Below are 23,975 nucleotides of genomic sequence, written 5' to 3'. Positions count from 1 at the left end.
CATCATTCCCGTCTGGCTTCTTCTTGATTCCCGTGGCCGCACTCGTCACGCAGATTCCCCGCTGGCTGGTGCTGGCGGGCCGGCGCTGCTGCGCCTTCCTGGCCTGCCTCGTGTGCGTGCAGGTCGTGTCGGTGGAGGACGCGGAGGCGCAGGGCGCGCGTTATCGCGTGGTGTCCACGGCCGTGATCGCGCTGGAGCGGGCGGGCCAGCCACCGCTGGTGGACACACTGACGACGGCATCGCTGGTCACGATCGCGCTGAGTGCGGTGGCGGACACGGTGGCGACGATGTCGCTGGATTCACTGCAGGTGACGTCGACCGGGATGGTGAAGCGTCCGCCGGATGCGTTCACCCGCGGGGTGTCGGTGCTCGCCGTGCTGACCGGTGGGCGGCCGCGTGTCACGGGTGACAGCGCCACGGCCTGTGCCTCGGAGCGGCCGCTGGCCGGGCTGCTGCCCGAACTGCTGCCGTTGCTGCCGGTGCCGCTCGTCGCCGACGCGAGCTGGAGTGACACGCTGACCGTGACGACCTGTCGTGCGGGACTTCCCGTGACGGCGGTGACGGTGGTGACGAACCGGCTGCTCACTGGAATGGACAGCACCAGCCTGCTGCTGGAGCGGCGCGCCGTGATCCGGGTGTCGGGTGGCGCGACGCTGCGTGCGCAGCAGGTCACGCTGAACGGGAGCGGCACGAGCGAGTCACTGGGTGTGGTGCTGGTGGGCACGCGGCAGTTGCAGTCGTGGCGCGGAACGCAGAGCCTGGAGCTGGAACTCACCAATGGCCAGCAGACACGGCGCATCGTGCAGCAGATCACGGACTCGGCGACACTGCTGCCCTGAGCCGGTCTGCCGGGGGGCGGCGACGCGTGGTTCCGTCGCCCCCCCGGTCACAGCGCCTCAGTCGGAGAGGCGCAGCGGCATGAGGATCGTGAGGTACGTCGCCGGGTCGCTCCAGCCTTCCGGTTCGACGGTCGCGGCGCGCTCCGGTGCCTTGAAGGTGAGCTTCACCTCGGGCGTCGGGATGTACTTCAGGATCTCGAGCAGGTAGGCGCCGTTGAAGCCGATGTCCATCGGGTCGCCTTCGTAGCGGACGGGGATCTCGTCCTGGCCGTCGCCGAGGTCCGGCGTGGTGACCTGGAAGCGGAGGATGCCGGCATTGAAGGAGAGCTTGATGCGGTGCGTCTGGTCGCTGGCGACGGTGGCCATGCGGCGCAGGGCGGAGGCGAGGGCATCCTTGTCGGCGATCGCGAAGCGGTCGTTGTCCTTCGGGATGACCTGCTCGTAGTTCGGGTACGGTCCCTCGATCAGGCGCGTGTAGATCGTGGTGAACGGGCTCTTGAACGCGAGGTGGTTGTCGCCGCGGGCGACCTCCAGTTCCTCCTCGTCGGGGAAGAGCTTGCTCACCTGGTCGAGTGCCTTCGGCATGACGATCAGGTCCGACGTCTGTGCGCCGTGACCGGAGACGGCGACGTCCATCTTTGCCAGGCGGTGGCCGTTGGTGGCGACCATGCGCATGTGATCCGGCTTCAGCTCCCAGAGCACGCCGTTGAGGATCGGGCGACTCTCCTCGGTGCTCACGGCGTAGGAGGTGTGGCGGATCAGCTTGCGCACGTCGGCCGACTTCACGCGCCAGCCTTCCCCGAACTTGATCGCCGGGAACTGCGGGAAGTCGTCCTTCGGCAGGCCGTTCAGCTTGAACTTCGCGCGGCCGCACTCGAGGCTCACCTTCTGCTCGCCGGCCGACTCGATCTTCACCGGGTTTGGGGGCAGCTCGCGGGCGAGTTCCTGCAGCTTCTTGGCGGGGATGGTGATGCCGCCCTGCCGTTCGACGTCGGCCTGGACTTCGTGGCTGACGTGGATGTCGAGGTCAGTGCCCGAGAACCGGATGCCGCGCTCGGTGGTCTCGACGAGGATGTTCGCCAGGACCGGCAGCGTTGTCTTGCCGGGAATGCTCGCCGCGACCGCGGCCAGCCCTTCCTGAAGTTTTTCACGCGCGATGGTGAATCGCATCAGCTCCTCGGGGTGCACCGGATCGACGCCGGGCGAACGCCCTGTGTGGCAATCGATCCTGCGGTCTGGACCAGCCTGTTCCGATCTGTGTGGACGTACTGCTGTAATGCTGTTCTATAGATCTTTAACAGTCGTAGTCGTAGAGGGCGACGGGACTGTGGAAGAATGCCGGAAGCTACGTCGCTGCAAGGGTTTCGCCAAGCCGAGCGGCTGTGGAGCGGCGGGGAGAACGACAGCGCTTTTCCGCATCCGTCATCATCGTCGCGCCGAGTCATGTGGATTGTCGGTGCCGGGCGTGGAGTGGTGTGGATCATTCGCCGGTTTCCAACAGCCGTCGGACCTTTTCCACACGCGCGGCGAAGGTGATGTCGTCCCTGGCAGCCTGTTCGGCACGGTCGAGGGAGTGGATGACCGTCGAGTGGTCACGTCCGCCGAACGCGTTGCCGATTTCCACCAGCTGGAGTGCGAGGAGTTCGCGGCAGAGCAGCATGGCGACCTGCCGTGGCACGGTGAGCATCTTCGTGCGCGTCTTCGACTTCAGGCCTTCGGCCGTGACACCCCATTCCCGGGCCACGGCGGCCTGGATGGCGGCCACGGTGACCCCGACCGGCGCGGCAGCGCCACCGTCGCTCCTGAAGCGGTCCCTGAGGGCCTCACGGGCCAGGTCGACGGTGATGTCGGCATGCTTGAGCGAGGCGTAGGCGAGGAGCTTGATGATCGCCCCTTCGAGCTCGCGCACGTTCGACCGCACGTTGTCGGCGATGACCTGGATGACATCGTCGGGGATCGTGAGCTCGAGGTGGTCGAGTTGCGCCTTGCGCCGGAGAATGGCGACGCGATGCTCGACGTCGGGGAGCGCGATGTCGGCGACCATGCCCCATTGGAAGCGGCTCACCAGCCGGGCCTCGAGGCCCGGGATCTCCGATGGTGGTCGATCGGAGGTCAGGATGATCTGGCGGCCGGCCTCGTAGATCGCGTTGAAGGTGTGGAAGAACTCTTCCTGGGTCGCTTCCTTGCCCTTCAGGAACTGCACATCGTCCACGAGCAGGAGGTCGGTCTCGCGGTAGCGGCGGCGGAAATCCTGGGTGGTGCGGCTCTGGATGGAGCCGACGAGCTCATTCGTGAACTGTTCCGTGCCGACGAAGGTGATGCGGGTACTGGCGTCGCGCTTGAGCAGTTCGTGTGCGACGGCCTGCATCAGGTGCGTCTTGCCGAGCCCCGTGTCGCCGTAGAGGAAGAGCGGGTTGTAGAGCTTGCCGGGGGCCTGAGCGGCGGCGATGGCGGCAGCGGCGGCCAGTTCGTTGCTCTTGCCGACGACGAAGTGCTCGAAGGTGTAGCGCTCGGAGAGTGGCGCGAAGTTCGGGTTCGGGACGGCGGGTGGCCGCGGCGCCTCGACGGGGGCGACGAACAGGTCCATCTGCGGCCGCGTGCGTGCCGACTCGTGGACGACGAACTGCACCTGGAGGGGGTGTCCGAGCGCGACGGGAGCGAAGCTGGCGAGCAGTGCCGAGTGCTTCGACTCGTTCCAGTCGGCGGCGAACTGGTCGGGGACACCGACCGTCAGGGCACGTTCGTCCACGCGGAGCGGTTCGCACGGCTCGAGCCAGGTGCGGACGGTCTGCTCCTGGAGTTCGAGGCGGGCGCGGTCGAGCAGACGGGCCCAGGTTTCTGCAGCCGAGAGCATTACGAGCGGCGGGGAGAAATTCACTGCGGGAGCGCGAGTTTACAGGGACGCGGGCAGGATCGCAAACCGCGCAGATGGTGGTGCGCGTGAGTCCGGGCAAGTGATCCGTCGAATCAGGTCGCTTGACCGAAGTGCTTGTCCTGAATAGGTTTGGAGACTTTCCCCGAATACAGCAAACGCTCCTGGAGTACATATGGGCAAGCCGACGTATCGTCCGAGAAACAAGCGCCGCATCCGCAAGCACGGCTTCCGTGCCCGCATGGCCGATCGTTGGGGCCGCGCGGTGCTGGCACGTCGTCGCAAGAAGGGCCGCAAGCAGCTGACCGTTCAGCTGCCGGACAAGTACGCCGGCGCCTGAGTCGTTCCGGTTCTCGCGAGACCAGCGTCTCACGAGGAAACCGGAGCTGGAACGGGTGCGACGTGAGGGGAAGCGTGTGCGGTCGGCTCATTTCGAGCTCCGCGTCGCGGCTTCCCCTTTGTCGTATGCGCGTGCCGGGTTCATCGTGCCGAAGCATGGCCACGAGATCGTGGACCGGAATCGACTGAAGCGACGGCTGCGCGAACTGGTCCGCGTCCTGGCGCTGCCCGCGCTGCGTCCGCAGGATGTGGTCGTGCGAGTGCTGCCGGGCGCGTACCGGCTGACGTGGGCGCAGGTGCAGGCGGAGGTGACGACACTGCTCCGGCGTCTCGACACGCAGCCGGTGCCTGCCGCCGCGGCGCAGGCCCGGGACTGATGACGGTCACGCCGGCAGAGCCCGGTCCCGAGGGGCCGCCGCCGCGGCCGCCGCTGCCCGCGCTGGTGGCGGCGGCGCGCTGGACCGCCACGGCCGCGATCCGGGTCTACCAGCTCTTCCTCTCCCCGCTGTTTCCAGCCACCTGCCGCTATACTCCCACCTGCTCGGCATATGCCGTCGAGGCGATCGAGCGACACGGCGTCCTTCGCGGTTCCTGGCTGGCAGCGCGGCGAATCGCGCGATGCCACCCGTTCCGGCCCGGCGGACACGACCCCGTTCCCTGAACCTTCCGACCGCCGCGATCGTACGCGCTTCTGAGCGCGCCTTCGCGCCTCGCCTGACCCTCCACACCTCAGTATGAACAAGCGCATGCTGCTCGCCCTCGCCCTGTCGGCGGCGGTGATCGGTCTCACTCAGTACCTGTTCCCTCCGGTGAAGCCAGCGGCCAAGCCGGCCGCACCCGCGCCGGCGGCGGCACCGGCACCAGCCGCCGCGTCACCGGCGGCAACCGTCGCGCCGGTTGCACCGGGCGCCGCCGCCGCGCTGCAGCCTGGCGCCGCGACCGCCGTGATGGCGGCGGCGGCCGACACGGCCACGCTGACGGGAACCAAGAGCATCGTGCGGCTCAGCAGCGTGGGTGCAGCGCCGGTGTCGGTGCAGCTCTCGGGGTACAAGCGCCTGCCCGAGAAGGCGAGTGCCGGTGAGCGCGTCGAGCTCGTGCGCCGCGACGAGGCATTGCTGCAGTACGCGCTGATCGTGAAGGAGCCGGCCGGGAACCGCGTGATCGACCTCGCCGGCGTGTCGTTCACAGCGACCCGTCCCGACGACCGGACGGTGGCCTACACCGGGCAGGCGGGTGAGGCGACGGTGGCCATCACCTACACCTTCCAGCCCGACAGCTTCCTCGTGCGCGTGGGCGGCAAGGTCACCGGCCTCACCGCGCCGGCGTTCGTGCGTGTCACGCTGCCAAGCGGCCTGAACTCCAGCGAGGCCGACACCACCGAGGACCAGCGCCACCTCGCGGTGGCGATGAAGCCGGTGAAGGGGGGCAACACCTCGAGCATCGCGTTCGACAAGCTCGATCCCGGCGAGCGGCAGCTGCAGGAAGGCCCGTTCACCTGGGTGGCCTCGAAGAACAAGTTCTTCATCGCCGGCCTGCTGACCGCCACCGGTGACCGTCCCTTCGACGAGGTGACGGTGACGGGCGGCCCGAAGACGGGCAAGCTCGAAAGCCGTGTGATCGCGACCGCGCTGCAGTCGCTGCAGGACGGCACCTTCCGCTTCGAGCTCTATGCCGGCCCGCAGGAATGGAAGCGGCTGCGGGCGCTGGGCCGCGACTTCGAGAACAGCAACCCGTACGGCGGCTGGCTGCAGGGCTTCGTGCAGCCGTTCGCGACGCTGGTGATGAAGGCGCTGCTGTGGATGCACGACTCGATGAAGCTGAACTACGGCTGGGTGCTGGTGATCTTCGGCGTGGCGGTGCGGCTGCTGCTCTGGCCGTTCAACCAGCGCGCCATGCGGACCTCGATGAAGATGCAGGTGCTCCAGCCGGAGCTGCAGGCGGTGCAGGAGAAGTTCAAGTCCGACCCGCAGAAGATGCAGGCCGAGACGATGCGGGTGTACAAGGAGCACGACATGTCGCCGTTCAGCGCGCTGTCGGGGTGCCTGCCGATGCTGCTGCCGATGCCGGTGTTCATCACGCTCTTCTTCGTGTTCCAGAACACGATCGAGTTCCGCGGCGTGCCGTTTCTCTACCTTGCCGACATCTCGCAGAAGGACCCGACGTTCGTGATCCCGCTGCTGATGGCGCTGAGCGCCTTCGGCCTGTCGTGGATCGGCATGCGCGGAATGCCGCCGAACCCGCAGGCGAAGATCATGGCCTACATGTTCCCGGCGATGATGTTCACCTTCTTCTTCAGCGCGGCGGCGGGGCTGAACCTGTACTACTTCGTGCAGAACCTGGCGGCGATCCCGCAGCAGTGGCTGATCTCGAACGAGCGGCTGAAGACGAAGGACAAGCCGGTGGTCTACAGCGACAAAGGCACTCCTGCCAAGCCGCGCAAGGCCTGAGGTCCGTGTTCAGCAGGCATCGTGAACGGCTTGGACGCAAAGGCGCAACGAGCGCGAAGGACGCAAAGAAGACCATGATGAACGAGGCCCCGATGCGCGGAGCAGTCCTCCATGCGCATCGGGGCCTCGTCATTGCTTCCGGAACTGCAACTGCAACTGCAGTTCCCTTCGATTCCTCTGCTTCTCGCTCGAGCGAAGGCCGTCTCGGGCACCGACCTCATTGCGTCCTTCGCGCCCGTTGCGTCCTTGCGTCGATGCAGTTCCAGCGATCCTGAACCGACGTCGATCAGGCGCTGGCGACAGCAGCGTTGCGCCCGACCTGCATGAGGGCGTCGGTGCTGGCCCGGAGCGCCCAGGCGATGCCACGCTCGGCGACGGCGGGCGCCACCAGGGAGTGGCCGAGGAAGTAGCCGGCGCGTTCCGGGATCACGTGGCGCTCGACCGTGCGGGCGTCGTCACTGGTGCCGTCGCTCAGCCAGCGGAGGCGGAGGCCGAGTCCGTTGCGGTCCAGGTCGGGGCTGATGGTGCGGGCCAGCAGCGGCTCGAGCTCCCGGATCCGGGCGTACTGGCGACGGCCGTAGCCCATGTACTCCCAGGCGGCGTAGTCGGGGCAGATCGCCTGGGCCGCGTGTGTGGCCAGCCCCTCGTTCACCAGCAGCTCGCGCAGCGTGGCGCGCTTCCCGGTGTCCCAGAACGAGTAGTAGCCCCCGTTCTCGGCCACCAGCTGCTTCATCGTGCTCTCGCTGTCCTTCGCCGTGTAGCGCACGCCGTGGGCAATCTCGTGCGCGAGCCAGGGCGGGATCAGCGCCGGGTCGAGCCCGAGCGAGTCGGTGTCCGGATTCCGTTCACCGGTGAAGTGCTCGAGGCAGATGAAGGCGACCGGCCGGCCGTCGATCACCAGCTCGCCGGCGTTCGCGGCGCCGACGCCGACCATCAGCACCACGTCGGGTTCGTCGGTGATGTCGAGCGTGCTCATGGCCTGCGCCATGGTCTGGCGGGCGCGGAGCACGAGCGGCTCCTTGTCGAGCACCCCGAGCAGGTCACTGCGGTCGGCGGCGACCGTCTTGCGGATGATCTCGCCCACGTGCGGGCCGGTCGGGTCAACGACGTAGTTGTCCCAGTACGCGGTCAGCAGCGCCTTGTTGGCGGCGAAGTAGCGCTCGTATGCGGCAACCCGATCGGCGCTGTGCAGCACGGCCAGGAAGTCGGGGAGCAGATTGATGAGCATCAGCCTTGTGTTCGGATCTCGCGGAGCGCGTCGCGACGGTGACGGTCCCGGTGGCATTCTATGGCGCGAGCGGTACACGTACAAGGGAGCAAGTCGCACTGAGCAAGCGCGCACTCGGCGCAGCCGGGGTGGATCAGCGGCGGAAGGGGCGGCGCGCCCTTCCGCGGACGGTCGCGATGGTGCTCCGCCGGGTCAGCGCGTGCCGAAAAGGCGGTCGCCGGCGTCACCCAGCCCGGGCACGATGTACCCGCTGGCATTCAGTCCGCGGTCGATGGCGGCGCAGACGATGTGCACGTCCGGGTGTGCCGCGCGGAGGCGCGCGATTCCCTCCGGCGCTGCCACGATGCACATGAACGTGATGCGTCCGGCGCCGGCCCGCTTCAGCGACGACACCGCCGCAGCGGCGCTCCCACCGGTGGCAAGCATCGGGTCGAGCAGCAGGAAGGCGCGGTCCGCCGCATCGGCCGGCACCTTGAAGTAGTAGTCCACCGGCTCGAGCGTGTCGTGGTCGCGGTACAGGCCGATGTGACCCACTCGCGCGCCCGGCACCAGCCGCACCACCCCTTCCACCATGCCGAGGCCGGCGCGGAGGATCGGGACCACGGTGAGCTTCTTCCCCTGCACGGTCACGCCCGTGTGTGCCTCCAGCGGCGTCTCGACCGGGTACGGCTCGAGCGTGAGTGATGCGGTGGCCTCGTACGCCAGCAACATGGAGAGCTCGTCGACCAGCTCCTTGAAGAGCTTCGTCGAGGCGCTCCGGTCACGCAGCCGCGTGACCTTGTGCTGCACCAGCGGATGGCGAACCAGCGTCACGCCGGTCATGTCGGGAAGGGGGGTGTCGGTCACGCGATCAAGATGCCCGGATGTGGACGGCGAACGGAAGGGTGCGCGCCGTCGCCGCCGTCACCGGTGCCCGCCCTTACCAGCGGCTGGCCTTTGGTGTAGCTAGCGGGATAGGGGCGGTGCGCGCTGGCGCACACCGGCCGTGTCAACCGTCTTCCGTGGTGGTGCATGCACGTCACGTTCTCAGGGGCTGCGCACGAGGTGACAGGGTCCTGTCACATCCTCGAGGTGGGCGGAAAGACCGTCCTCCTCGACTGCGGGCTGTTCCAGGGACACCGCGCCGAGTCGCGGCGCAAGAACGAGGTGCTGCCCCTGCCCGTGGACCGGATCGACGCGGTGGTCCTGAGCCACGCCCACATCGACCACGCCGGCCGGCTGCCGTTCCTGGTGCGGTCCGGCTACGAGGGCCCGGTCCACGCCACCGCCGCCACCCGCGACCTCTGTGCGCTGATGCTCGCCGACTCGGCGCGCATCCAGGTGAAGGATGCCGAGGTCCTCGAGCGACGCGGTGCACCGCATGCGGAGCCGCTCTACGATCCCGACGATGCGACGCAGGTGATCCGGCAGATGGTCGGGCAGCCGTACGACCGCTGGTTCGACGTGGTCACGGGGGTGCGCGCCATGTTCACGGACGCCGGCCACATCCTCGGCTCGGCGTCGGTGGTGCTGGAGTGCACGGAGGAGGGGCGCACCGTGCGGCTGGTGTTCTCCGGCGACGTGGGTCGGCGCGGCCTGGCGATCATCCGCGACCCGCACCCGCCGGTGGGAGCCGACGTGGTGATCATGGAGTCCACGTACGGGGACCGCGATCACCTGCCGATCTCCGATGCGCGTGCGGCGCTCGGCGCCGTGGTGCGGGAGACGGCCGCGCGCGGCGGGCGCGTGATCATCCCGGCGTTCGCGGTGGGGCGGGTGCAGGAACTCGTCTACGACCTGCATGCGCTGGCGCGTGCGAACGAGATCCCGCGTGTGCCGATCTACATCGACAGCCCGCTGGCCACCGGCGCGACGCAGGTCTTCGAGACGCACCCCGAGTGCTTCGACCGCACCGAGGACCTCGTGCGCGCGGTGGACGAGCTGTTCCACTTCGACCTCGTGCACTACACGCGCGACGTGACCGAGAGCAAGGCGCTGAACGCGATGCGCGGGCCGATGATCATCATCTCGCCGTCGGGCATGGCGGAGTCGGGGCGTGTGCTCCACCACCTCGCGCACGCTGCCGGCGACCGCAAGAACACGATCCTCGTGGTGGGCTTCATGGCGGAGCACACCCTGGGGCGCCGCATCGTGGAGCGACGTCCCACGCTGCGCATCTACGGGAACGACGTGCCGCTCGAGGCGGAGGTCGCGATCCTGGACGGCTATTCCGCACATGCCGACCGCGGCGAGCTGGCGCTCTGGCTGGACGCCGTGTGCGGCACTTCGCCGGTGCTGCCGCGGGTGCTGCTGGTGCACGGCGAGCCGCCGGCGCAGGCGGCGCTGGCGGCGCAGCTGTCGGCGAAGGGATTCCACGTCACGGCGCCGGCACCCGGCGACCGTTGCCAGCTCTGACGTCGACGGGATGGTCCGCATGAGTGACTCCAGCACCGCAGCATCCTCGGGCTCCACCGGACGTGGCGCGGCCGCCGGCCGCATCCTCGAGGCGACCAGCACGTGCATCGTGACGATGGGCGCGGCCGACGTGAGCCTGCAGGACGTGGCCGAGGCGGCCGGCGTGAGCAAGGCGCTGATCCACTACCACTTCCACGACAAGGGCGAGCTGCTGGCGCGCCTGGTGGAGTGGTTGCGGGCGGGGCTGGTGGCGCGGCAGGAGACGGCACTGACCGGTGTGCCGGCCACGGCGGCGCTCGATGCGCTCTGGCAGTGGCTCTCCGACGAGCTGGAGCGGGGCGACCTGCGGGCGCTGCTGGACCTGACGCTGGTGAAGGGGGCGTCGGTGGAGGCGGCAGTGCGCGCCACGGCGGCCGCACGGCGCGAGGCGGCCGCCGGCGTGATCACGCAGCTCTTCGAGGCACTCGGCCTGCGCCCGCGTGTGCCGGTGCCGCTGGTGGCGGACACCTTCATCGCGTTCGTGGACGGGCTGGCGCTGGATCGCGTGGTGGCGCCGGAGCGCAATGCGCGCATCTCGTTCGACGTGTTCTGGCTGGCCACGCTCGGCCTGACCGACTGAGGGTGTAGACTTCAGGCGTGGCCCGACGACGACGTTCGCTACCCGGCACGATCCTCAGGTTCTTCGCTCGCGCGCTGCTGCTGCTGCTCGTGGTGTGGGGCGTCTCGATCGCTGCCGTGCTGGTGGCGGGCCATCGCGACGCCGCGCAGCCTGCAGGCGCCATCGTGGTGCTGGGTGCGGCGCAGTATGCCGGACGGCCGTCGCCGGTGCTCACGGCACGCCTCGATCACGCCATCGCGCTCTATCGCAGCACCGTGGCGCCGTACCTGATCGTGACCGGCGGGAAGGCCACCGGCGACATCACGAGCGAGGCCGAGACCAGCGCCCGGTATGCGCGGCAGCATGGCGTGCCGGCGAAGGCGATCATCCTCGAGGACGAGAGCCGCAGCACCACGGAGCAGATGCACGCCGTCGCCCGGATCGTGCGCGCACGGGACCTCGGCGCGGTGGTGCTGGTGAGCGACCGGTTCCACATGCTGCGCCTGCTGCTGACGGCGTGGAAGCTCGACCTCACGGCCTACGGGTCGCCCACGCGCAGCAGCCCGATCGTGCTCTCGGACGCCGCGGGGATCCGGTACGTGCTGGCGGAGTCGCTGAAGGCGCCGCTGGCGTTCCTGCTCGAGGAGGAGTCGCCGCGCTGACGCGCGGGCGCTCAATCGACCACGAAGTCCACACTGGCGCGCCGGGCCATCTCCACGCGCCAGGCATCGTGGAGGGCGCGGAAGCGGGGCGAGCGGCCCTGGCCGCCGATAGTCGTGCCGTCGAGCTGCGTGATCGGGACCACGCCGCGGATGGAACTGGCGGCGCAGGCGGCGTCGGCATGGAGCAGGGCGTCGACGGGTGCCTCCACGTGCTGCACCGTCAGGCCGACCGAGGGGGCGAGCTCGCAGAGCAGGCCGAGGGTGGTGCCGGGGAGCGCGCCGGTGGCGGCCGACGGGGTGTAGAGCGTGGCCTCCGAGAACCAGCAGACATTGCTGGCGGTGCACCCCACCATGCGCTCGTCGGTGTCGAGCACGAGGGCGTCGTCCACCCCCTGGCTGTGTGCGGCGCGCAGTGCGAGCACGTTGGCGGTGTAGTCCAGGGTCTTGATGCCGGCGGTGGGGCGCCGTGCGCTCCACCGCCACTCGCTGGTGATGAGTGTGAGTCCGCGATCGATCACCTCGTCGCGCACGGCGATGCGTGGCGTGAGCGTGACGATCGAGCGGGAGGCACCGCCGCTGAGGCCCGCCATGCCCGGAAGGGCATCACCGCGGGTGAGGGTCAGGCGGAGGACGGCGTCGGCCATGTGCATGCGCTGCGCCGCGGCCGCGCACTCGTTGACGTGCTCCGCAATCGCGGGCGGCAGCACGAGCCCGAGACGCTCGGCGCCGTTGGCGAGTCGGTCGAGGTGTGCCGGCGCCATGGGAGCCACGCCGTTGAGCACCCGCATCGTCTCGAAGATGCCATCGCCGAGAGTCAGGCCGCGATCGAAGGCGGAGATGGCGCGGCTGCCGTCGCTGACCAGCTCACCGTCGACCCAGACCCGGATGGAGGTGGCGGCGCTCATGCGGCCGACGCTCCCGTCACGCTGCGCAGGCACGCCGCCGGCCGGCGACGCGGGAACCCGCGGCGCGCTGGGTGGGTGGGGCTGCTGGCTGGCCGTACGGGCACCGCGTTCTCCGGGAGTTGTACCGTCTTTCGTCCCCACCCGGGTGATCGGCGCCTGGTGTTGGACGACCGGCCGGCCGGCGTTGGCAGGGGTATTGCCCGGTCGCCCGGAAGGGACGAAGACGTCTCGTGAGCGAATGGTAGTCCGTTGGCGGGGCGTGACAAGCAACCGCGGAAATGTCCGCCTGATGGGACACGAAATGCCAGCGTCGTGTGCGGTGCAGGGGCGCCAGTGCGGGTCGGCTCCGGTGGCTCGGCGACTGACACAGGGACCGATGTGCAGCCGTACTGGTACCAGACAGGATGGTGGGTGCGGCGGATCACCGCTGTCCGGAATGAGAGGGACGGTGGCCTGCTGTGGGCGTTGTTGCGGTGTTTGTCACGGTGTGCCGCTCTCCGGGATTAACCCTGGCGATCGGGACAGCAAAGAGTCGTTGAATAATCAGTGGCGCGACACTGGCACGAAACTGTCTGCTGTTGAGTTGCCTTAACAGCTGACCCTGCCCAATGTGCAGGTATCGGAAGTCGCGCGGATTCCGTTGTGTGTTGCCGAGTGGGTGATCGGCGGCATGCGGGACAACAACAACATCGAGGAGTCAGAGACGCATGAAGAAGCTTCTGGTTGGCGCGGCGGTTTTCGCGGCCATTGTGGGCGCCACTCCGGCGGTCCAGGCGCAGTCGTCCAGTGCGATTCAGTACGGGATTTCCGGCGGCCTGACGCTGCCCATCGGCAACATCGGGGACACGCAGGGCACGGGGTTCAACATCCAGGGCCACGCGACGTACAAGCCGGGATCGAACCCGTTCGCTTTCCGTGGTGACGTCGGGCTCTGGACCACGCCCGGGAAGTCGATCACCCCGATCGGCGGCGGGACGTCGGTGAAGTACAGTGGCAAGAACTGGTTCACGGTGAACGCCAACGTGGTCTACAATTTCGAGGGCGCGAAGGATGCGACCTTCGTTCCGTATGTGCTCGGCGGAGCCGGGCTCTACAGTGCGAACGGTGGCATCGGGACGAACTTCGGCATCAACGCCGGCGGTGGTGTGACCTTCGGGCTGGCTGGGTTCGATGCCTTCACCGAGGCCCGGATCCACAACGTGATGGCGAATGGCGGCTCGGCTCGCCTGATCCCGATCTCGTTCGGAATCTCGTTCAAGCCCTGAGTCGATCGACATCGTGTCCGGCGCCCGACCTGCAGCTGTGGGTCGGGCGCCGTGTCGTTGGAGGCGGGTGGCCCCGTGGCGGGCCGGCGGTGCTCCCTGACTGGCTTGGCGGACGCGGATCGGCTTTCATTGGCGTTCGCACGGGTTCGACCTCAGCGGGGTCGCCCGGGCAGGCTACGTCCGGACCCGCGCGAGGAGCAGGGCAGATGACGCACCATGGCTGACACGCCGAATTCGTCCCTCCCCGGGCAGCCGGGCTCACCGGGCACGTCGAGTGCCACCTTCGACGAGCTGGCGCTCGGGTTCCTGCCGCTCGAGCAGCCGGAGATGGAGGACGACCAGGCGCTGGACGACGCGCTCTGGGCTGTGGTCTTTGCCGGCGGCATCGGGTCGCGGTTCTGGCCACTGAGCACGCCGGAGCGACCGAAGCCGCTGCTTCGGCTGGTGGGTGACCGGCCGCTGATTGCCGACACGCTCCGCCGCCTGCACCCGCTGATCCCGGCGGAGCGGACGCTGGTGCTCACGAGCGCCGACATCTCCGACGCGATCCGGGCGGCGATCCCTGAGCTGCCGGCGAAGAACATGCTGGTCGAGCCGCGTCCACTGGGCACGGCCGCCGCGCTGGCGTGGGGGGCGCAGGAGATCATCAACCGCGTGGGTCCGAAGACCGTCTTCTGCGCGCTGCATGCCGACCTGTCGGCGCAGTTCGACGACGAATTCCGGCGCGCGATCCGCCGGGCCGCCGGCTATGCGGCACGTGACGAGCGTGCGCTGGTGGCGCTCGGCGCGCGCCCGACGCGCCCGGACACCGGGTTCGGCTACATGCTGGGTGGCGAGGAGCTGGAACCGGGACTGCCGCTCGCCAAGGGAGGCGCCTGTCGCGTGGCGCGCTTCGTCGAGAAGCCCGGTCCGCTGCAGGCGGAGGAGTTCATCGCCGACGGGGCGATGTGGAACACCGGCATCTACTGCTGGCAGGCAGGCGCCGTGTTCGAGGCACTCGAGGCGACGACGCAGGAACTGGAAGACGGCCTGGCCTACCTCTCGAACGGCAAGGTGGACCGCTTCTTCGGCATGGTGCAATCGGTCTCGATCGAGCGCGGGCTGCTGGAGCGGATCGACACGCTGATCTGCGTGCCCTGCTCCTTCGGCTGGGACGACGTGGGCACCTGGGCCTGCCTGCGACGCGTGCGCGAGCTGGATGACACGGGGAACGGCGTGATCGGCGATGCGCTGCTGGTGGATGCCGAGTCGAACGTGGTGCACACCGAGTCGGGTCGCGTGGTGGTGTATGGCGTGAACTCGCTGCTGGTGGTGAGCCTGCCGGGGGTGACGTTCGTCACGTCGCTGGAGCGGGCGGCGGAGCTCAATGCGCTGTTCGACGGCCTGCCCAGGGAGCTCCGCCGGAACCCGACGGCTGAGCTGTAGCGACGGAGCGGAGGGCTCGTGCAGGACCCGGGTGGTCGGTGGGGAATGGGAGTGACCTGTTCCCACGGAGCCACGGAGCACACGGAGGCCACGGAGAAGTGCTTTGGGGGAACTGCGCGCGCGAAGCTGAGATCGCATCCGCGCGCGCAGTTCACACAATGCCGTTGCTGTTCTCCGTGGCCTTCGTGTGCTCCGTGGCTCCGTGGGAAGAAGTGCCTTCCACCCGCCCCCGAATCTTCGCGACACCCGGCACCCTGAACCCCTCTCTCGCAGCGACCTTGTCGGTCGGCGAGTCCACCACGGCGCAGCGCGCAGGAAATGACACGTCCCTGTCCGCAGAAAAGGACACGGCCGCACGGCATGAATTGTCAAGTCGTTCACTGACAATGACTTAGGAGCAACGTTCCGGGCGGAACGGCGCATGCCTCTGGTGATGGTCACGCAGCACGGGTCGCGCCGGTGCTGCGATGAACTCAACCGGAGCGTCCCATGTACCGTCGTATCGCAATTGCCGCCGCCGCCATGTGTGCCACCGCCGCGCCCGCACTGGCGCAGCAGCGCCAGGCGCCGTTGTTCACCGTGGAGGGCGGCGCCACCTACCAGGCGCTGCGTGGCAGCGTCTTCGGCGACCTGAATGATGGCCGCGGTGCCGAGGCACAGGTCACGATGGGCATCAGCAACCTGTCGGTGTCGGGCGGCTACCAGCGCTCGTGGCACCGCGTGACCGGCACCGAGAGCGATGCGACGCTGTCGGGCTTCTACATCGAGCCGCGACTCGCGCTGCCGTTCGCGGCGTCGAACTTCACGCCGTACCTCTACGGACGCGGCGGTGTGCTGGAGCGCGCCGAGACGGTGGCCGGCACGGAGGTCACGTCGAACGTGACGCAGATGGGCGGCGGCATCGGGTCGCTGATCTATCTCGCGAAGGGCATGCAGCTGAACATCGGCGGTGGCTACCAGTTCCTGCGGGCCGGGCGGCGCATCTCGGATGACACGCGCGCCAGCGGCGGCTCCTTCGTGTTGCGGGCTGGTCTGTCACTCGGTGGAAACTCGGGGTGGGCGCGCGACCCAGGGTACTGAAAGGTTCCCTGGCCCCCCGGCCCCGCATGCACTTCGGCATGCGGGGTGTCACTGGTGACCGTCCCCTGACACGCGCTGCGCGGCGTCAGGCGGACGGACCGCCCCGCGGCACTTCGGTGTCGCGGGGCGGTATCTTTGCATCCTATGCAGATACCGATCGAGACCGAGACGCTGCCCAACGGGCTGCGCGTGACGTATTCCGAGGATCACGTCGCACCGCTGGTGGCGGTGAACCTATGGTACCACGTGGGCAGTGCCAACGAGCGGGAGGGACGCACCGGGTTTGCACACCTGTTCGAGCACATGCTCTTCCAGGGCTCGGCGAACGTGGCGGCGAACGAGCACTTCGAGCTCGTGCAGCGCGCCGGCGGCACGCTCAACGGATCGACGTGGCTCGACCGCACCAACTACTTCGAGACGGTGCCGAGCAACCAGCTCGCGATCGCACTCTGGCTGGAGGCAGACCGGATGGGTCGCCTGCTGCCCGCGATGACGCAGCAGAAGCTCGACACGCAGCGCGACGTGGTGAAGAACGAGCGGCGCTGGAGCGTGGACAACCAGCCGTACGGCACCTGGTGGGAGAAGCTGCCGGCGCTGGCGTTCCCCTCCACGCACCCGTACCACCACTCGCTGATCGGCTCCATGGAGCACCTCAGCGAGGCCTCGCTCGACGACGTGGCGGAGTTCTTCGCGACCTGGTATACGCCCGACAACGCGGTCCTGACGATCGCCGGTGACTTCGACCCTGGGGAGGCGCGCGCGCTGGTGCGGCAGTACTTCGGCGACATCCCACGCAACCCGTCCCCGCCGGCACGCCCCGACTTCTCGCTGCCGCCGCGCTTCGGTGCCGCGCTGCGCGAGGTGGTGGAGGACGACGTGCAGCTCCCGCGCGTGATGGTGGCGATGCGGATCCCGCCGTGCGGCGCGGAGGAGTGGTACGCGGCCTCGGTGGCCAGCGCGATCCTTGGCATGCGCAAGGGCAGCCGGCTGTACCGGCGCCTGGTGCGCGAGCTGCAGGTGGCCTCGGACACGAGTGCCTACACGTTCGACCTCACCAAGGGCGCCGACCTGCTGGTGGTGGACGCCACCGCCAACGCGGGCATCACCGCCGCGCGCATCGAGCAGGCGGTGCACGACGAACTGGATGCGGTGGCACTGGACGGGGTGACGCAGCCGGAGCTGGACCGCGCGCTGGCACTGATCGAGACGGACTTCGTCTCGTCGCTGCAGAGTGCTTCCGACCGCGCCGACACGCTGTCGCGCTTCGCCACCTACTTCGGCGACCCCGCGCGCGTGAACACGCAGCCGGCGCGCTACCAGCGGGTGACGGCGGCAGAGGTGACGGCCTTCGTCCGGGAATGGTGCCGGGACACGAACCGCGCGACGCTGCTCTACGTGCCGCGCGAGAACCCCGCGAACGCCGACGACGAGGAGGCCGCATGAGCATTACCGACCTGTCGGTGCGCCCGACCCCCGGTGCGCCGCGGGCGTACACTTTCCCCGCGTTCTTCTCCCGCGTGCTGCCGAACGGCCTGCGCGTGGTGGTGGCACCGGTCACGAAACTGCCGCTGGTGACGGTCCTGGCGCTGGTGGATGCCGGCTCGATCGCCGACCCGGCGGGGCAGGAGGGCATCGCGCAGCTCACGGCGAGCCTGCTCAGCGAGGGCACGGGTGCCCTCAGCGGTGCCGACCTCACGGAGCTGGTGGAGTCGATGGGCAGCACGCTGGATTCCGGTGCCGACTGGGACTCGAGCGTGGTGAAGCTGACGACGCTGTCGTCGCGCCTCACGGATGCCCTCGGCCTGCTGGCTCGCGTGCTCACCGAGCCGACCCTGTCAGCCGACGAGTTCCAGCGCCTGCGCACCGAGCGCATGGCCGAGTTGATGCAGCTGCGCAGCGAACCGCGTGCGCTGGCCGACGAGGCGCTGGCGCGGGCGATCTATGCGCCCGAGGCCAGGTATGCGCGTCCGGATGGTGGCACCGACGTCAGCGTGCAGGCGCTGACGATCGAGCAGGTGCGCGCGTTCTACGCGGCGCGCTACTCGCCGCACGTGACGACGGTGGTGGTGGTGGGTGACGTGGCGGCCGAGGATGGGTTCGCGATGGTGTCGCGCGTGCTCGGTGACTGGGTCGGTGCCGTGCCGGCGCCGTATGCCGCGCCCGATGCGGTGCAGGACGTCCCGCGCGGCGTGCACATCGTGCGCAAGGCCGACGCGCCGCAGACGGAGCTGCGCGTGGGCCACGTGGGCCCGCCGCGCCTCACGCCGGACTACTTCCCGCTGGTGATGTGCAACGCGATCCTCGGCGGGCTCTTCTCCAGCCGGCTGAACCTGAACCTCCGTGAGGAGCACGCGTACACCTACGGCGCGCACAGCGGCGTGGACTGGCGGCGCGGTGCCGGCCCGTTCTCGATGGACGCGGCGGTGCAGAGCGACGTGACGGCGGCCGCGATCGGCGAGATCATGACGGAGTTCGATCGGATCCGTACGGAACCCGTGAGCGACAGCGAGCTGTCGCTGGCCCGGAGCTACCTCGATGGCGTGTTCCCGATCCGGTTCGAGACGACACGGGCGATCGCGTCCGCGCTCGCGTCGCTCGCCATCTTCGGGCTGCCGGACGACTACTACGACACCTATCGCGCGAACATCCGCGCCGTGACGGCGGACGACATCCTCCGCGTGGCGCAGGCCCACCTGGACCCGTCGAAGCTGCAGGTCGTGGCGGTCGGTGATCCCGATGCGATCTCGGCACCGCTGGCCGCGCTTGGCCTGGGTGCGGTGACGGTGACGGACGCGGTCGACACCCTGGCCACCTGAGCGGAACCGACGATGCAGATCGAACCAGGGCAGCTTTCCACGCGCCGCGCGTACGAAGGGCGCGTGATCAGCCTCGACATCGACACCGTGCGCTTTCCCGACGGATCGACGGGCGAGCTGGAGATGGTGCGTCATCCCGGTGCGAGCGCGATCGTGCCGTTCCTCAGCGATCCGGCCGGCCCGGATCCGCAGATCCTGCTGATCAGGCAGTACCGGTACGCGGCGCTGCAGTACCTGTACGAGATCCCCGCCGGCCGGCTGGAACCTGGGGAGCCGCCACTCGAGTGCGCGCGGCGTGAACTGCAGGAAGAGACGGGGTGCACGGCGGCGCACCTGCAGCACATGCACACCATGTACACGACGCCCGGGTTCACCGACGAGAAAATCCACCTCTTCCTCGCCTTCGACCTGACGCGCGGGGCGTCGGCCACCGAGGCGGACGAGTTCATCAGCGTGGAAGTGATGCCACTGACACGTGCACTCGACATGGTGAAGGACGGGCAGATCAACGACGCCAAGACGGTGCTCGGCATTCTCTTCGCGGCGGGGTTCCGGGCGGGCGCGTGATGGCGATGGGTCGTGGAGCCGGACGTGTCTCGCTTCGGTGGGGCGTTTCCGTAGCGTCGTCTTCGGGTTCGGAGTGCAAACGGTGCGCGTGCGCGGGTGCTTGTGTGGGCTGGGGCATCGCGGTTCTCACGGAGCCACGGAGTGCACGGAGGCCACGGAGAAGGACAACAGCTTCTTGGAGGAACTGCGCGCGCGGGTGCGGACGCTGCCTCGCGCGCGCAGTTCCTCCCAAGCAGTTTCTCCGTGGCCTCCGTGCACTCCGTGGCTCCGCGGGAACCAGCATCCTCCAAAGCCACCGGCCCTCCCGAGTCCGCGAGCGCAGGACCCGCAGAGACAGCATGCATTCTTCACCAGCAGAATTGCCCTGTCTGCCAACCCAAAATTGCAGAGTCCGCTGCCTGTCCTATTGTCAGGTCAACTTGGCCGACTGTCTGTCCTGATTTCAGGACGCGCAGAAAGCCGCGGATCAGCGTAGGGGGCGTAAACCGTTCAGGTGTCTACGGTTACGAAGCAGTGGGCATGGGACGAATCCACGGCACGCGCCCTGCCGTATTGCTCAGGGAACATCGGACGATCGGTCGGACGTGACCGCACGGGTCGGTGAGGCATTCAAGCCGGGAGAATCACATGGCAGAGCTCGCTCGTAACACAGTCCTCTCGCTGCACACGCAGCCGGTGGCGCCTGTTGCGCCGGCTCCCACGCGCCGCGAACGGCTGCGGGCGGCCGAGGATGCCGACGTGGTTGCCGCCTTCCTGGCGGGCGAGGAGATGGCGTTCGAGCTGCTGGTGGAACGTTACCAGACCCGGCTCCTGAACTTCATCTACCGGACCATCGGTGATCGCGAGAAGGCGGAAGACCTGGTGCAGGAAGTCTTCATCCGCGTCTACCGCCATCTCCACCGCTTCGACGCCTCGAAGAAGTTCAGCACCTGGATCTACACCATCGCCTCGAACCTGGCGAAGAACGAGCTCCGCAACCGCTCGCGGAACCCGCTGGTGCTGTTCCAGTCGGTGCGCGACAAGTTCTCGGATGACGAGGAACGCCCGCTCGACTTCGAGGACACCGCGGCACGCCCGGACGACGCCTACCACAAGCGCTACCTGCAGGAAGTGGTGGAGGAAGTGGTGGGGACGTTGCCCGCGCATCACCGCGAGGTCTTCGTGCTTCGTGAGCTGGAGGGGAAGAGCTACGAGGAGATCGCGGAGATCACCGGGGTGAACCTGGGCACCGTGAAGTCCCGCCTGAACCGTGCCCGCGCCAGCTTCGCCGAGCGGATCTCACCCTCGCTGCGCTGACCCTGGCGGGCCCCACGGCCCGGCCTGCCAAACCCGATCGCCCCTGGAGCCGGCTGCTCCAGGGGCGATTCGTGCAAACGAATGTCGCGCCCCCTCTGGAACTGGTGGGGCCCCTGTGGGTATCGTCGGTCACTTATGGATTGCCGCGAGTTCCGACAGCTGCACGGTGACTGGGCCGACGACGTGCTCGACCCCCGGGAAAGTGACAGGCTTGCCAGGCACGTTGGCGACTGTCCCCCCTGTGCCCGGTTCGACACCCTGGCCCGGCGCGCCCTGCTCGTGGCCCGCAACGCCCCGCAGATCGAGGTCTCGGCCGACTTCTCGGCCCGCCTGCACGCGCGGATCGCGGAGGAGCGCCGGCAGCGGATCGCGCACCACGCGCCATCGCATGCCGAGCGGTCGCCGATGCTGGCAGGCGGGGCGACGTGGGTGCGGCGGGCCGCGGTGGTGACGCTGCTCCTGGGCGGATCGGCGGCGCTGCGCACGGCGATGGCGCGGAATGGTGATGGCGTGGCCTCGATCACGGCCATGGACACCGCGTCGTTCATCAACGCCAGCGGATTCGCCCTTCCGGCCTCAGCCATGTCGTCGCCGGGCGGTGGGAACGAGATCGTGGTGGTGCGGCCGCTGCGCCAGGTGGGAGGGGCACTCCTGCCCGTCTCGGACGACCCCATGATGGATGGCGCCGACATGGGTGATCCGTCGGCCACCTCGCTCGCAGCCACGGCGCCGCTCTGGCCGACCGCGCAGATGGCGGCGCACGCCGCGAACCGCTTCGCCGCGATGGAATTCGGTGACGTGATCACCGTCGGCGCGACGCAGATTCAGCGGTAGTTCGTCGCGGCCCCCGGTCTCCGGTGGGTCACCGACGGTGGGCTATATTCGACGGATGGCGTCGAAAGCAACCACCCGGCAGTTCATGACGCAGATCAAGGAACGCACGTTCGCGCCCGCGTACCTCTTCTGGGGTGACGACGAGTGGCGGAAGGACGCGGCGTTGCGTGAGCTGCTGCGCGGCGCGGTGGACGATGCCTCACGGGACTTCAACCTGGACCAGCTCCGTGGCGCTGACCTGGATGCCGACGCCGTGGGCACGATGCTGGGCACGCCGCCGATGATGGCCGACCGCCGGGTGGTGGTGATCCGCGACGTCAGTGCGATGAAGAAGGGGGCGAAGGCGGCGCTCGATCGCTACCTCGCCAAACCCGCCCCCGACGTGGTGCTCGCACTCACCGTCCCCTCCGGCACCAAGCCCGATGCGGCACTGGTCAACCGCTGCTTCTCGCTGCAGGTGGACGCGGTCAGCGGCGACGAGCTGACCCGGTGGATCATCCGCCAGACCGCCGACCGCTTCGGTGCCACGATCACCGAGTCGGCGGCGCAGCTGCTGCAGGGTGCCGTGGGCGACGACGCCGGCTCGCTGATGATGGAGCTCGACAAGGCGGCCAGCTTCACCCGTGGCGGCACGATCGACGATGCGGTGATCGAGGCCGTCGTGGGTGTGCGCCACGGCGAGACGCAGAGCGACCTGCTGGATGCCGTCGCCGCCCGCGACACGACGAAGGCGCTGGCACTCGTCGGCCCCGTGCTCGGCCTGCCGAAAACGAGCGCGGTGGGGTTCGCGATGGCGCTGGCCACGCAGACCGCCGCGCTTGGGTGGGGCGCCGCGCAGCGGGCGAAAGGGGTGCCGCTCAATCGGCTGGCGAAGGACTACTTCGACCTGCTGAAGCGCACCGGGGCGTTTCCCGGCCGTCCGTGGGGTGAGGCCACTAAGTGCTGGACCAGGCACGTGCCGTTGTGGAGCGTGGCGGAGGCAGAGGCGGGGCTGCGGGCGATCCTGCGTGCGGACGAGCGGCTGAAGGACACACGCAGCTCGAGCGACGAGCAGGTCATCTGCTCGCTCGTACTGGAGCTGTGCGCGCCGACACGGGCCGCCCGTGGCTGAGGGGTGTCGGGCCGGGCTGATGCGGGTCGTCGCCGCGATGGCGCTCAGCGTGCCTGCGGCGGCGTCGCTCGGCGCGCAGAACGCCGACTCGCTCGCGATCGCGCGCGCGACGGAATCGCTGGCGCGCGTGAAGCGGCTCACGTCGGGCGACGTGGCGGCGGCGCGCCTCCTGGCTGATTCGCTGGTGAAGGCGCTGCCCGCCGCGTCGCCGGTGATGCCGGAGGCGCTGTTCGCCAAGGCATCGATCGCCGCCAGCGCAGCCGACGCGGAACGTGACTACGGACTGATCGTGACCGAGCACCGGTTTGCGGCGCGCGTGCCGGATGCACTGATGCGGCTGGCAGTGCTCGAGAGTGCGCGGAACAACCGCGCCGGCGCGATGCGTCACCTCGAACGGTTCCTGCGCGATCATGGCGATGCGCCGGGCCGTTCGCGCGCGAGCCTGCTCGCCGGCCGGATCCGCATGGACATGAACGACCCGGCGCGCGGGTGCGAGCTGCTCGCCGCAGCGTACGCGTCGGCCACGAACCTGGAGCGCGACGTGCGTGACCAGGCGGTGACCGCCGGCGCGCGGTGTCCGGTGGCCGTGGAGGTGATGGCGGCGCGGGATCCGGCGCCGATGGGCGTGGCGCGTGCGCCGCGCGAGACGACTGCGACACCGCCCGCTGTGGTCGCGCGTGCGGCCACCCGTCCGGCGCCAGCCGCGACGCGGAGTCCGTCCGCGCCCGCGACTCCGAGTCGGGCGACGACGGTGACACAGAGTCAATCCGCGCCCGTGACTCCGAGTCGGGCGACCGCTGTGTCACAGATTCAATCCGCGCCCGCGACTCCGAGTCGGGCGACGGCGGCGACACAGAGTCAGTCTGCGCCCGCGACTCCGAGTCGCGCGACGACGGTGACACAGAGTCATCCTGCTGCGCCGCGCGAAACGACCCCTCCGGCACCCAAGCCACGTCGCGACAGCGTCATGCCGGTCAGGACGCCTGCCGTACCGGAGCCGCCTCCTGCACCTGCGAACTCCGCCAGCTCCGTCTCCGGCGGCGACAAGGTCGGGCCCGGGACCAGCACGCGATTCGCGGTGCAGTTCGCGGCGTACAACGACCGTCCCGGCGCCGACCGGTTCGCGACGGTGCTGCGCGGACGGGGGATCGCGGCGCGCGTGGAAGGCACGCGCGCGCCGTTCCGCGTGCGCGCCGGCCGGTATACCACGCTGGCTGAGGCGGAAGCAGCGGCAGCACTCTGGCGCCGGCCGGGACAGGCGGCGATCGCCGTGCCACTCGCACCCGCACGACCGTGA

General features: G+C 69.1%; 23 protein-coding genes. 18 read left to right on the top strand and 5 right to left on the bottom strand.

All coding sequences use genetic code 11. The features are described 5' to 3' along the window. Positions 1-32: 32 nt before the first annotated feature. A complete protein-coding gene (locus IT355_04590) occupies positions 33-839 on the top strand; it encodes a hypothetical protein (protein MCC7052521.1) in 807 nt (268 codons plus the stop codon). 57 nt (positions 840-896) lie between these two features. Here IT355_04590 and dnaN read toward each other — a convergent pair whose 3' ends face one another. Then, entirely contained in the window at positions 897-2,009 is a 1,113-nt protein-coding gene (gene dnaN, locus IT355_04585; GenBank protein ID MCC7052520.1) for a DNA polymerase III subunit beta, read from the bottom strand. A 310-nt stretch (positions 2,010-2,319) separates the two neighbouring features. Beyond that, positions 2,320-3,693 carry a chromosomal replication initiator protein DnaA gene (gene dnaA / locus IT355_04580; GenBank protein ID MCC7052519.1) on the bottom strand — a complete coding sequence of 458 codons (1,374 nt, stop codon included), beginning with the start codon at positions 3,691-3,693 and terminating at the stop codon, positions 2,320-2,322. A gap of 193 nt (positions 3,694-3,886) precedes the next feature. On the opposite strand from dnaA, the gene rpmH reads away from it, so the two are divergent. The 4 genes from rpmH to yidC all read left to right on the top strand — a co-directional run bounded on the left by rpmH (position 3,887) and on the right by yidC (position 6,497). Next, positions 3,887-4,051 carry a 50S ribosomal protein L34 gene (rpmH, locus tag IT355_04575; GenBank protein MCC7052518.1) on the top strand — a complete coding sequence of 55 codons (165 nt, stop codon included), beginning with the start codon at positions 3,887-3,889 and terminating at the stop codon, positions 4,049-4,051. 46 nt (positions 4,052-4,097) lie between these two features. Further along, on the top strand, positions 4,098-4,427 hold the full coding sequence (gene rnpA, locus IT355_04570) for a ribonuclease P protein component (GenBank protein ID MCC7052517.1): 330 nt from the start codon (positions 4,098-4,100) through the stop codon (positions 4,425-4,427). Then, the gene (gene yidD, locus IT355_04565; GenBank protein ID MCC7052516.1) at positions 4,427-4,711 is read left to right on the top strand and encodes a membrane protein insertion efficiency factor YidD; all 285 of its coding nucleotides are present in this window, start codon (positions 4,427-4,429) and stop codon (positions 4,709-4,711) included. Before rnpA ends, yidD begins: the two co-directional genes overlap by 1 nt. Before the next feature lie 73 nt (positions 4,712-4,784). Beyond that, positions 4,785-6,497, top strand: a complete 1,713-nt coding sequence (gene yidC / locus IT355_04560; protein ID MCC7052515.1) for a membrane protein insertase YidC — start codon at positions 4,785-4,787, stop codon at positions 6,495-6,497. A gap of 286 nt (positions 6,498-6,783) precedes the next feature. Here the strand turns inward: yidC and IT355_04555 are convergent, their stop codons facing one another. Both IT355_04555 and upp read right to left on the bottom strand, forming a co-directional pair. Beyond that, positions 6,784-7,725 carry a hypothetical protein gene (locus IT355_04555; GenBank protein ID MCC7052514.1) on the bottom strand — a complete coding sequence of 314 codons (942 nt, stop codon included), beginning with the start codon at positions 7,723-7,725 and terminating at the stop codon, positions 6,784-6,786. Positions 7,726-7,917: 192 nt separating this feature from the next. Beyond that, positions 7,918-8,547, bottom strand: coding sequence for a uracil phosphoribosyltransferase (upp, locus tag IT355_04550; GenBank protein ID MCC7052513.1), 630 nt, complete (start codon positions 8,545-8,547; stop codon positions 7,918-7,920). 222 nt (positions 8,548-8,769) lie between these two features. On the opposite strand from upp, the gene IT355_04545 reads away from it, so the two are divergent. The 3 genes from IT355_04545 to IT355_04535 are packed head-to-tail and all read left to right on the top strand — an operon-like array spanning position 8,770 to position 11,379. Beyond that, positions 8,770-10,119 carry an MBL fold metallo-hydrolase gene (locus IT355_04545; GenBank protein ID MCC7052512.1) on the top strand — a complete coding sequence of 450 codons (1,350 nt, stop codon included), beginning with the start codon at positions 8,770-8,772 and terminating at the stop codon, positions 10,117-10,119. A gap of 19 nt (positions 10,120-10,138) precedes the next feature. Beyond that, positions 10,139-10,738, top strand: a complete 600-nt coding sequence (locus tag IT355_04540; protein ID MCC7052511.1) for a TetR/AcrR family transcriptional regulator — start codon at positions 10,139-10,141, stop codon at positions 10,736-10,738. 17 nt (positions 10,739-10,755) lie between these two features. Then, entirely contained in the window at positions 10,756-11,379 is a 624-nt protein-coding gene (locus IT355_04535; GenBank protein MCC7052510.1) for a YdcF family protein, read from the top strand. A gap of 11 nt (positions 11,380-11,390) precedes the next feature. Here the strand turns inward: IT355_04535 and IT355_04530 are convergent, their stop codons facing one another. After that, on the bottom strand, positions 11,391-12,284 hold the full coding sequence (locus IT355_04530; GenBank protein ID MCC7052509.1) for an aminotransferase class IV: 894 nt from the start codon (positions 12,282-12,284) through the stop codon (positions 11,391-11,393). 707 nt (positions 12,285-12,991) lie between these two features. On the opposite strand from IT355_04530, the gene IT355_04525 reads away from it, so the two are divergent. The 10 genes from IT355_04525 to IT355_04480 all read left to right on the top strand — a co-directional run bounded on the left by IT355_04525 (position 12,992) and on the right by IT355_04480 (position 23,975). After that, the gene (locus IT355_04525) at positions 12,992-13,549 is read left to right on the top strand and encodes a hypothetical protein (protein ID MCC7052508.1); all 558 of its coding nucleotides are present in this window, start codon (positions 12,992-12,994) and stop codon (positions 13,547-13,549) included. Between the two features lie 216 nt (positions 13,550-13,765). After that, positions 13,766-14,974, top strand: a complete 1,209-nt coding sequence (locus IT355_04520; protein MCC7052507.1) for a mannose-1-phosphate guanylyltransferase — start codon at positions 13,766-13,768, stop codon at positions 14,972-14,974. 489 nt (positions 14,975-15,463) lie between these two features. Continuing rightward, the gene (locus tag IT355_04515) at positions 15,464-16,054 is read left to right on the top strand and encodes an outer membrane beta-barrel protein (protein ID MCC7052506.1); all 591 of its coding nucleotides are present in this window, start codon (positions 15,464-15,466) and stop codon (positions 16,052-16,054) included. 144 nt (positions 16,055-16,198) lie between these two features. After that, complete coding sequence (locus IT355_04510) at positions 16,199-17,497, top strand: insulinase family protein (protein MCC7052505.1); 1,299 nt, start codon at positions 16,199-16,201, stop codon at positions 17,495-17,497. Further along, positions 17,494-18,870, top strand: a complete 1,377-nt coding sequence (locus IT355_04505; protein MCC7052504.1) for an insulinase family protein — start codon at positions 17,494-17,496, stop codon at positions 18,868-18,870. The genes IT355_04510 and IT355_04505 overlap by 4 nt, the downstream gene beginning before the upstream one ends. A gap of 12 nt (positions 18,871-18,882) precedes the next feature. Next, positions 18,883-19,437: an NUDIX hydrolase gene (locus IT355_04500; GenBank protein MCC7052503.1), complete on the top strand. Its 555-nt coding sequence runs from the start codon at positions 18,883-18,885 to the stop codon at positions 19,435-19,437. A 627-nt stretch (positions 19,438-20,064) separates the two neighbouring features. Beyond that, positions 20,065-20,733, top strand: a complete 669-nt coding sequence (locus IT355_04495; GenBank protein ID MCC7052502.1) for a sigma-70 family RNA polymerase sigma factor — start codon at positions 20,065-20,067, stop codon at positions 20,731-20,733. Positions 20,734-20,868: 135 nt separating this feature from the next. Further along, positions 20,869-21,567 (top strand): zf-HC2 domain-containing protein, encoded by a 699-nt coding sequence (locus IT355_04490; GenBank protein ID MCC7052501.1) that lies wholly within the window; start codon positions 20,869-20,871, stop codon positions 21,565-21,567. Positions 21,568-21,622: 55 nt separating this feature from the next. Next, positions 21,623-22,678, top strand: a complete 1,056-nt coding sequence (gene holA, locus IT355_04485; GenBank protein ID MCC7052500.1) for a DNA polymerase III subunit delta — start codon at positions 21,623-21,625, stop codon at positions 22,676-22,678. 19 nt (positions 22,679-22,697) lie between these two features. Next, positions 22,698-23,975: an SPOR domain-containing protein gene (locus IT355_04480; GenBank protein ID MCC7052499.1), complete on the top strand. Its 1,278-nt coding sequence runs from the start codon at positions 22,698-22,700 to the stop codon at positions 23,973-23,975.

This window comes from Gemmatimonadaceae bacterium (genome assembly GCA_020851035.1).
Classification (GTDB): domain Bacteria; phylum Gemmatimonadota; class Gemmatimonadetes; order Gemmatimonadales; family Gemmatimonadaceae; genus JACMLX01.
Note: the sequence above shows the minus strand (reverse complement) of the source record. Positions and strands in the feature narration are given on the sequence as shown.

Coding starts and splice junctions, on each gene's coding strand:
- dnaN (MCC7052520.1), bottom strand. CDS start 2,009: ATGCGATTCACCATCGCGCGTGAAAAACTTCAGGAAGGGCTGGCCGCG.
- IT355_04480 (MCC7052499.1), top strand. CDS start 22,698: ATGCGGGTCGTCGCCGCGATGGCGCTCAGCGTGCCTGCGGCGGCGTCG.
- upp (MCC7052513.1), bottom strand. CDS start 8,547: ATGACCGGCGTGACGCTGGTTCGCCATCCGCTGGTGCAGCACAAGGTC.
- IT355_04530 (MCC7052509.1), bottom strand. CDS start 12,284: ATGAGCGCCGCCACCTCCATCCGGGTCTGGGTCGACGGTGAGCTGGTC.
- IT355_04505 (MCC7052504.1), top strand. CDS start 17,494: ATGAGCATTACCGACCTGTCGGTGCGCCCGACCCCCGGTGCGCCGCGG.
- IT355_04515 (MCC7052506.1), top strand. CDS start 15,464: ATGTACCGTCGTATCGCAATTGCCGCCGCCGCCATGTGTGCCACCGCC.
- yidC (MCC7052515.1), top strand. CDS start 4,785: ATGAACAAGCGCATGCTGCTCGCCCTCGCCCTGTCGGCGGCGGTGATC.
- IT355_04525 (MCC7052508.1), top strand. CDS start 12,992: ATGAAGAAGCTTCTGGTTGGCGCGGCGGTTTTCGCGGCCATTGTGGGC.
- IT355_04510 (MCC7052505.1), top strand. CDS start 16,199: ATGCAGATACCGATCGAGACCGAGACGCTGCCCAACGGGCTGCGCGTG.
- dnaA (MCC7052519.1), bottom strand. CDS start 3,693: ATGCTCTCGGCTGCAGAAACCTGGGCCCGTCTGCTCGACCGCGCCCGC.
- IT355_04500 (MCC7052503.1), top strand. CDS start 18,883: ATGCAGATCGAACCAGGGCAGCTTTCCACGCGCCGCGCGTACGAAGGG.
- IT355_04490 (MCC7052501.1), top strand. CDS start 20,869: ATGGATTGCCGCGAGTTCCGACAGCTGCACGGTGACTGGGCCGACGAC.
- yidD (MCC7052516.1), top strand. CDS start 4,427: ATGACGGTCACGCCGGCAGAGCCCGGTCCCGAGGGGCCGCCGCCGCGG.
- holA (MCC7052500.1), top strand. CDS start 21,623: ATGGCGTCGAAAGCAACCACCCGGCAGTTCATGACGCAGATCAAGGAA.
- IT355_04495 (MCC7052502.1), top strand. CDS start 20,065: ATGGCAGAGCTCGCTCGTAACACAGTCCTCTCGCTGCACACGCAGCCG.
- IT355_04555 (MCC7052514.1), bottom strand. CDS start 7,725: ATGCTCATCAATCTGCTCCCCGACTTCCTGGCCGTGCTGCACAGCGCC.
- IT355_04540 (MCC7052511.1), top strand. CDS start 10,139: ATGAGTGACTCCAGCACCGCAGCATCCTCGGGCTCCACCGGACGTGGC.
- IT355_04520 (MCC7052507.1), top strand. CDS start 13,766: ATGGCTGACACGCCGAATTCGTCCCTCCCCGGGCAGCCGGGCTCACCG.
- rpmH (MCC7052518.1), top strand. CDS start 3,887: ATGGGCAAGCCGACGTATCGTCCGAGAAACAAGCGCCGCATCCGCAAG.